Origin of the sequence: Pseudomonas faucium, assembly GCF_021602585.1 — a bacterium.
GTDB classification, from domain to species: Bacteria; Pseudomonadota; Gammaproteobacteria; order Pseudomonadales; family Pseudomonadaceae; genus Aquipseudomonas; species Aquipseudomonas faucium.
In genome coordinates this window covers 1-7,821 of sequence record NZ_BQIP01000051.1, presented here as the reverse complement: position 1 = coordinate 7,821, position 7,821 = coordinate 1, and the positions used below count along the sequence as shown (strand labels likewise).

The 7,821-nt window shown below is 67.7% G+C and carries 8 protein-coding genes; 4 read left to right on the top strand and 4 right to left on the bottom strand.

Annotated features, from left to right (window positions below; translation table 11 throughout):
- Positions 1–46 precede the first annotated feature (46 nt).
- The gene (locus tag L6D75_RS27015) at positions 47–1,111 is read right to left on the bottom strand and encodes an AbrB family transcriptional regulator (RefSeq protein WP_176518169.1); all 1,065 of its coding nucleotides are present in this window, start codon (positions 1,109–1,111) and stop codon (positions 47–49) included.
- 124 nt (positions 1,112–1,235) lie between these two features.
- Here L6D75_RS27015 and L6D75_RS27010 point away from each other — a divergent pair, with 124 nt between their 5' ends.
- The gene (locus L6D75_RS27010) at positions 1,236–2,138 is read left to right on the top strand and encodes a LysR family transcriptional regulator (RefSeq protein WP_176518168.1); all 903 of its coding nucleotides are present in this window, start codon (positions 1,236–1,238) and stop codon (positions 2,136–2,138) included.
- A gap of 4 nt (positions 2,139–2,142) precedes the next feature.
- On the opposite strand, the gene dsdC is transcribed toward L6D75_RS27010, so the two are convergent.
- The 3 genes from dsdC to L6D75_RS26995 form a co-directional block, all read right to left on the bottom strand.
- The gene (gene dsdC / locus L6D75_RS27005) at positions 2,143–3,054 is read right to left on the bottom strand and encodes a DNA-binding transcriptional regulator DsdC (protein ID WP_176518167.1); all 912 of its coding nucleotides are present in this window, start codon (positions 3,052–3,054) and stop codon (positions 2,143–2,145) included.
- Between the two features lie 4 nt (positions 3,055–3,058).
- Entirely contained in the window at positions 3,059–4,393 is a 1,335-nt protein-coding gene (locus L6D75_RS27000) for a D-serine ammonia-lyase (RefSeq protein WP_176518166.1), read from the bottom strand.
- Positions 4,394–4,473: 80 nt separating this feature from the next.
- A complete protein-coding gene (locus L6D75_RS26995) occupies positions 4,474–5,370 on the bottom strand; it encodes a LysR family transcriptional regulator (RefSeq protein WP_176518165.1) in 897 nt (298 codons plus the stop codon).
- Positions 5,371–5,504: 134 nt separating this feature from the next.
- On the opposite strand from L6D75_RS26995, the gene L6D75_RS26990 reads away from it, so the two are divergent.
- The 3 genes from L6D75_RS26990 to catA form a co-directional block, all read left to right on the top strand.
- Positions 5,505–6,626: a muconate cycloisomerase family protein gene (locus L6D75_RS26990; protein ID WP_236193953.1), complete on the top strand. Its 1,122-nt coding sequence runs from the start codon at positions 5,505–5,507 to the stop codon at positions 6,624–6,626.
- A gap of 17 nt (positions 6,627–6,643) precedes the next feature.
- Positions 6,644–6,934 carry a muconolactone Delta-isomerase gene (catC, locus tag L6D75_RS26985; protein ID WP_042127247.1) on the top strand — a complete coding sequence of 97 codons (291 nt, stop codon included), beginning with the start codon at positions 6,644–6,646 and terminating at the stop codon, positions 6,932–6,934.
- A 51-nt stretch (positions 6,935–6,985) separates the two neighbouring features.
- Positions 6,986–7,821, top strand: an 836-nt coding sequence (gene catA, locus L6D75_RS26980) for a catechol 1,2-dioxygenase (protein ID WP_176518369.1), incomplete at its 3' end; no start/stop codon positions are given.

Genomic DNA, 7,821 nt, shown 5'->3' with positions numbered 1-7,821 from the left:
GGCGGCGCTCGATCTCATGAACACCCAAAGGCTCAAGCCAAGCGCCTCAAACCCTGCTCAAGCGAATGATCTGCCGAGCACAGAACGCCCCAGTCAGAATCACCCCGAACAACCGCAACGTCTGCATCGCCAGCACCAGCCCCACATCGGCATGGGTCTCCACCGCAATGATCGCCATGGCATCCAGCCCACCCGGGCTGGTGGCCAGGTACATCGACAGAAAATCCACCCCCATCGCCCAGGCCAGGCCCCAGGCGCACACCGCGCACAGCACGATCAGCGCCAACGCCCCGGCAATCATGGCCGGCAGCCGCTTCCACACATAGCGCAGCGTCTGCCGGTCGAAGCGCAAGCCGATGTAGCAACCAATCGCTGCATAGGCGAACGCCAGCAAGGGTTCCGGCAGGTGGATGGTCAGCAACCCGCTCAACTGCAGGGCCGCCCCCAGCAGCAGCGGCATCAGCAGCGCACCCGCCGGCATGCGCTTGCCCACCAGCAGCCCAACCAGCACCACCGCCAGGCTGAGCAAGGTATCCAGCCAGGGCGTGGCAGCAGGTGCCAGCGCAGCGCTGGCGGCAGGCGCAGCGCCAGGGGTGGCGCCGAGCAGGTGGCTGACCAGCGAGCCGACCATCACCACGCACACCACCCGCACGTACTGCATGGTGGCCACCACGCGCCCGTCAGCGCCGTTCTCCTCGGCCATCGACACCATCGCCGAAGCCGCCCCCGGCGCCGTGCCCCACGCCGCGGTGCTGCCGGGGATGCCGCCCAGGCGCACGGTGCCCAGGCCGACCAAGGCACTGAGCAGCACGGTAATCAAGGTGGCTAGCAGCATCAGGTGCCAGGACTGGGCCATCGACACCAGCACCGCCCAGCTCACCGAGTGGGCCACCAGCAGCCCGACGCAGCCCTGGCCGAAGCGGAACACCTGGCGATGCAGGCTCAGGCGCGCACCGCACACGGCGAAGACGATGGCCACCAGCATCGGGCCGAGAAACAACCCGGCCGGCACGGCCAGGGCATGCAGCGCCTGGCCGGCGGCGCCGGCGCAGAGCAACAGGGCAAGCCATTGCAGAGAGGGTCTGGAGCAGGTGGAGAGGGCGTTGGGCAATGTCGATACTCCTTGCGCAGCGATAACGCGGGGCTGGCAGCGCCAGCGGAGAAAATTATCGACGGGCCAATCGATCAAGTCTATTTTCTACTTTTGATAAATCCATAACTGAAATTCATCGATCATGGACCTGCGCGACCTCACCTACTTCGAAACCATCGCCGAACTCGGCCACCTGGGCCGCGCCGCCGAGCGCCTCAACCGCAGCCAGCCGGCCCTGACCAAGAGCATTCAGCGCCTGGAAGAGTCGCTGGGCACTCGCCTGTTCCAGCGTGACGGCAGGCGCATCAAGCTCACCGATGTCGGCAAGCTGCTGCTGGCCCGTGGCAAGCAGTTGCAGCTGAACATCGCCGAAACCGAGCGCGAGGTGCGCGACTTCGCCAACGGGCTGGTTGGCAACATCCGCCTGGGCTGCGCGGCGAGCATGGCCGACCACTTGCTGGCGCACCTCACGGCGGCGCTGTTGGAGCGGGCGCCGCAGGTGACCTTGAAGCTGTCCATCGCCCAGGACGATGTGCTCAAGGAATCGCTGCGCGCCGGCCGGCTGGATGTGATCATTGCGCCGCAGATCGCCGACGACCCGCAGTTCACCAGCCACCCCATCCTCGAAGACGAGGCGGTGGTGGTGGCCAGCGCCGAACACCCGGTGTTCGCCGGCCCCATCGCCCTCAAGGACCTGTGCCAGTACCGCTGGGTGCTGGCCGGCCCGACCGTGACCGCCCGGCGCTGGATCGACAACGTGTTCATCGAGCACCAGCTGCCGGCGCCGCAGGTGCAGGTCGAGACCAACGCGATTTCCCTGCTGCCGCGCCTGATCGCCCGCACCCAGCTGCTGAGTTTTGCCGCCCGGGAAACCCTGGAGCATGGCCTGGGCGCATCGTGGTTGCGCGAAGTGCCGTTGCCGCAGACCACCATGCGCAGGACCGTGGCCGTGTCGGTGCGCACCGATGGCTACCTGTCGCCGGCGGCGCAGGCCTTGGTCGTGTTGTTGAAGGAGCAGGGTCGCAGCTTCTTCGAGCGCGATTGACGGCTCAGCGCGCGGCCATGCCCAGCAGCCATTCGATCAGCACCTGCAGGCGCCGCGGCATGGGTGCATGGGCCGGGTGCACCAGGTAGTAGCCGTGCTTGCCCACCGTCAGGAAGTCGCCGAAGGGGAGCACCAGTTGGCCATCGGCCAGCTGTTCGCGCACCAGCTGCTCGCGGCCCATGGCGATACCGGCATGGTGCACGGCCGCCAGGCTGCACAGGTCGGAGCGGTCGAAGGTCAGAAAGCGCGCCGCCTGCACCTCGGGCCAGCCGGCCGCACGCCGCCATAACTGCCACTCGGCATCGAAGGCGGCGTTGTCCCAGGCCGCCACATCGTGCAGCAGGGTGCTGCCGCGCAGGGCGTCTGGCCGGTTGCTCAGGTCCTGTTGCCGGGCGTAGTGCGCCGAGCAGACCGGGGCAATGCGTTCGGCCATCAGGCGGGTGCTGACCAGGCCTGGGTAATCGCCATCCGAATAGCACAACAGCAGGTCGACCTGCCGCGTGCGGTAGTCGATGCGCTCGTTGCCCACGCGCACATCCAGCTGGATATCCGGGTAGCGGGCGCTGAAGTCGGCAAGTTTGGGCACCAGCCAGCACTGCGCCACCGACGGCCGTACATGGAAGGTCAGTTGCCCGGCCACCTGTTCGTCCGAGCGCGCCTGCAGCGCTTCGCTCAACGTGTCCATGGCCTGCTGCATGCTGCGGTAGATGCGCTCGCCGTCCTCGGTCAGCAGCACCTGGCGCGGCAGGCGCTGGAACAGTTTCAGCGCAAGCTCGGCCTCCAGCCGGGCGATGCGGTGGCTGACCGCACTGGCCGTCAGGCACAGCTCGTCGGCGGCGCGGGCGAAGCTCAGGTGCCGCGCCGCGACCAGGAAGGTATGCAGGTTGGCCAGGTGGGCACCGCTGAGCTCGCGCATGTGCTCAGCCCCGGCCCTTGGCCAGGTAGGCGGCGTATTCCTCGGCCGGCACCATGCTGCCGCCGGTGCCCCAGACCAGGTGCGTGGCATTGGCCATGCGCGCCGCTGTCAGCGCCATGCGTTCAAGGTAGGGGGCGGCCTGCAGCACCCGCAGCATGCCCGGCACACCGGCCAGCGCCGAGGGCTCCAGGCGCGCCTGCTCCTGGTCGTGGGCCAGCCCCAGCAGGCGGTACAGCTGTTCGTCGCTGACGGTGTAGTAGCCATCGAGCAAACGCTGCATGGCCTTGCCGACGAAGCCGGACGGGCGGCCCACCGCCAGGCCGTCGGCGGCGGTGACGTTGTCGATGGCAAAATCCTGCACGCACACCTGGTCGTGCAGCCCGGTGTACACCCCCAGCAGCATGCAAGGCGAGTGGGTCGGCTCGGCGAACAGGCAATGCACGTGGTCGCCGAACGCCAGCTTCAGGCCGAAGGCCACGCCACCAGGGCCGCCGCCCACGCCGCAGGGCAGGTAGACGAACAGCGGGTGCTCGGCGTCCACCGCGATGCCTTGCGCCTGAAATTGCAGCGCCAGCCGCTCGGCCGCCACGGCATAGCCGAGGAACAGGTGCGGCGAGTTCTCGTCATCGACGAAGTAGCACAGCGGATCGCCCGCAGCCTGCTGGCGCCCCTGGGCCACGGCCACGCTGTAGTCGGACGGATGCTCGACCACGCTCACGCCGTTGGCGCGCAGCTTGTCCTTCTTCCACTGGCGGGCATCGGCCGACATGTGCACGGTGGCCTGGAAACCCAGCTTGGCGCTCATGATGCCGATCGACAGGCCGAGGTTGCCGGTGGAGCCGACCGCGACCTTGTACTGGCTGAAGAACTGCCGCGCCGGCGCCTCGGCCAGCACGCGGTAGTCGCTGCCCAGGGTGATCAGTCCCGCCTCCAGGGCCAGGTCCTCGGCATGCTTGAGCACTTCGTGGATGCCGCCACGGGCCTTGATCGAGCCGGAAATCGGCAACTCGCTGTCGGCCTTGAGCCACAGCTTGCCGGCGGTCTCAAGGCCGGCTTCCTGCAGCAGGGTGCGCTGCAGGTTGGGCAGCGCGCGCAAGGGCGACTCGATGATCCCGGCGCTGGCGGCGGTGTCCGCAAACACCGTGGCCAGGTACGGCGCAAAGCGCTGCAGGCGGGCGCTGGCAGCCTGCACATCGGCAGCGCCCAGGCCGACGTCGCCCAGGGCCTCGGCTGCCGGGGCGATGGCCGGGTTGAACCATTGGGTTTCGCGCAGCGCGACCAGGTCTTCGATCAACGGGTGGGAGGCGCACCATGCATCGAGGGTTTTTCCGTGAATCATCGCAGGCGTTTCCTGTGCTGGGGTCGGGTTGTTCGCAGGCATTAGAAAACACTGCGCCAAGGCTGACAAACGACGGCTGCTCAGGCCATGGATGATGCTGCGTCAGGTGCAGCCTGCTGGGCGATCAGCGCCAGGCAGCGCTGCACCATCGGGCTCATGTCGCCCTTGCGCCGGCTGAGGATGATCGGGCTGACCGCGCCGGTGTCGAGCAGGCTTGCGTATTCGATATCGGTGCGGTGCTGCTGCTGCACCGATTCGGGCACCAGGGTCACGCCAAGGCCCACGGCAACCAGGCCGATGGCGGTCTGCAGCTCATTGGCCCACTGGCTGACCTTGAGGCTCATGCCGTGGTGGGCGAACAGCGCGAGGATGTGGTCGGCATAGCTGGGCCTGGGGTTGGCCGGGTAGAGCACGAAGGCCTCGCGCGCCAGCTGCGCCAGCGACAGGGGCGCACCGGCCAGGGCGTGGCCCTTGGGCAGCACGGCCACCAGCGGGTCTTCGCGCAGCACCTGCTGCTGGATCGCCGGGTCGTCGATGCGGATGCGGCCGAAGGCGATGTCGATGCGCCCGCTTTTCAGCGCCTCGACCTGCTGCAGGGTGGTCATCTCGCTCAGGCCCAGCTCCAGTTCGCTGTCCTGGCGCAGTTCGCGGATCAGCTCCGGCAGCACGGTGTACAGGGTCGAGGGGGCAAAGCCGATGCCCAGCCACTGGCGCTGGCCCTGGCCAATGCGCCGGGTGTTTTCGCTGATGTTGTCCAGCTGCTGCAGCAGGGTGCAGGTCTGCTCGTGGAAGAAACGCCCGGCCTCGGTCAGGCGCAGCGGCCGCTCGCGCACCACCAGCAAGGTACCCAGCTGTTCCTCGAGCTGGCCGATCTGCCGGCTCAGCGGCGGCTGGGCCATGTGCAGCAGCTCGGCGGCGCGGGTGAAGTTCAGGGTTTCGGCCAGGACCTTGAAGTAGCGAAGGTGGCGCAGCTCCACGAGACCTCCTGGGTATGGTGGGAGATTCATTTGATATTGGACGGCCCTCAGGTTCTCGCGCAATGCTTGAATAATCAAGTAAATGTAGTATCGGATCTGCGCTCTGCAGCCCGATTTGACGGGACTTTCCAACCATGACAAACGCCCTGATCGAGCGCATCGACGCGATCATCGTCGACCTGCCGACCATCCGCCCGCACAAGCTGGCCATGCACACCATGCAGCAGCAGACCCTGGTGGTCCTGCGCCTCCAATGCAGCGACGGCATCGAAGGCCTCGGCGAGGCCACCACCATCGGCGGCCTGGCCTACGGCTACGAGAGCCCCGAGGGCATCAAGGCCAACATCGACGCGCACCTGGCTCCGGCACTGATCGGCCTGCCGGCCGACAACATCAACGCCGCCATGCTCAAGCTCGACAAGCTGGCCAAGGGCAACACCTTCGCCAAGTCCGGCATCGAAAGCGCGCTGCTCGACGCCCAGGGCAAGCGCCTGGGCCTGCCGGTCAGCGAGTTGCTCGGCGGGCGCGTGCGCGACAGCCTGGAAGTGGCCTGGACCCTGGCCAGCGGCGACACCGCCCGCGACATCGCCGAGGCCGAGCACATGCTGGACATCCGCCGCCATCGGCTGTTCAAGCTGAAGATCGGCGCCAACCCGCTGGAGCAGGATCTCAAGCACGTGGTGGCGATCAAGCGCGAGCTGGGCGAGCGGGCCAGCGTGCGCGTGGACGTCAACCAGTACTGGGACGAGTCCCAGGCCCTGCGCGCCTGCCAGGTGCTGGGCGACAACGGCATCGACCTGATCGAGCAGCCGATTTCGCGCATCAACCGCGGCGGGCAAGTTCGCCTGAACCAGCGCAGCCCGGCGCCGATCATGGCCGACGAATCCATCGAAAGCGTCGAGGACGCCTTCAGCCTGGCCGCCGACGGCGCCGCCAGCATCTTCGCCCTGAAGATCGCCAAGAACGGCGGGCCGCGCGCCGTGCTGCGCACCGCGCAGATCGCCGAGGCAGCCGGCATCGCCCTGTACGGCGGGACCATGCTCGAAGGCTCGATCGGCACCCTGGCCTCGGCCCACGCCTTCCTCACCCTGCGCCAGCTGACCTGGGGCACCGAGCTGTTCGGCCCGCTGCTGCTGACCGAAGACATCGTCAACGAGCCGCCGCAGTACCACGACTTCCAACTGCACGTGCCGCGCACCCCAGGCCTCGGCCTGAGCCTGGACGAAGCCCGCCTGGCGCGGTTTGCCCGCCGCTAACCCCAAGGAGAAACCCCATGCTGTTCCACGTGAAGATGACCGTGAAACTGCCGGTCGACATGGACCCGGCCAAGGCCGCGCAACTGAAGGCCGACGAGAAGGAACTGGCCCAGCGCCTGCAGCGCGAGGGCAGCTGGCGCCACCTGTGGCGCATCGCCGGGCACTACGCCAACTACAGCGTGTTCGACCTGCCCAGCGTCGAGGCGCTGCACGACACGCTGATGCAACTGCCGCTGTTCCCGTACATGGACATCGAGGTCGACGGCCTGTGCCGCCACCCCTCGTCGATCCATGCCGACGACCGCTGAAACGCACCCTGCGCCACGACTACCCGACAAGAACAATACGAGGTAAGCAAGATGACCGTGAAGATCTCCCACACCCCCGATGTCCAGGCCTTCTTCGAGCAAGTGGCCGGCCTTGGCCAGGCCGAAGGCAACCCACGCTGCAAAGCGATCATCCTGCGTGTGCTGCAGGACACCGCGCGCCTGATCGAAGACCTGCAGGTCAGCGAGGGCGAGTTCTGGCACGCCGTCGACTACCTCAACCGCCTGGGCGGGCGCAACGAGGCCGGCCTGTTGGCCGCGGGCCTGGGCATCGAGCACTTCATCGACCTGCTGCAGGATGCCAAGGACGCCGAAGCCGGCCTTGGCGGCGGCACCCCGCGCACCATCGAAGGCCCGCTGTACGTGGCCGGCGCGCCGCTGTCCGAGGGTGAGGCGCGGATGGACGATGGCACCGACCCGGGTGTGGTGATGTTCCTCCAGGGCCAGGTGTTCGATGCCCAAGGCCAACCCCTGGCCGGCGCCACCGTCGACCTGTGGCATGCCAATACCCAGGGCACCTATTCGTACTTCGACTCGACCCAGTCCGAATACAACCTGCGCCGGCGCATCGTCACCGATGCCGAGGGCCGCTACCGGGCGCGCTCCATCGTGCCCTCGGGCTATGGCTGCGACCCCCAGGGGCCGACCCAGGAATGCCTGAACCTGCTGGGCCGCCACGGCCAGCGCCCGGCCCACGTGCACTTCTTCATCTCGGCGCCGGGGCACCGGCACCTGACCACGCAGATCAACTTCGAAGGCGACAAGTACCTGTGGGACGACTTCGCCTATGCCACCCGCGATGGCCTGATCGGCGCGCTGCGTTTCGTCGACGATGCCGCCACGGCGCGTGACCGAGGCGTTGCCGGCGA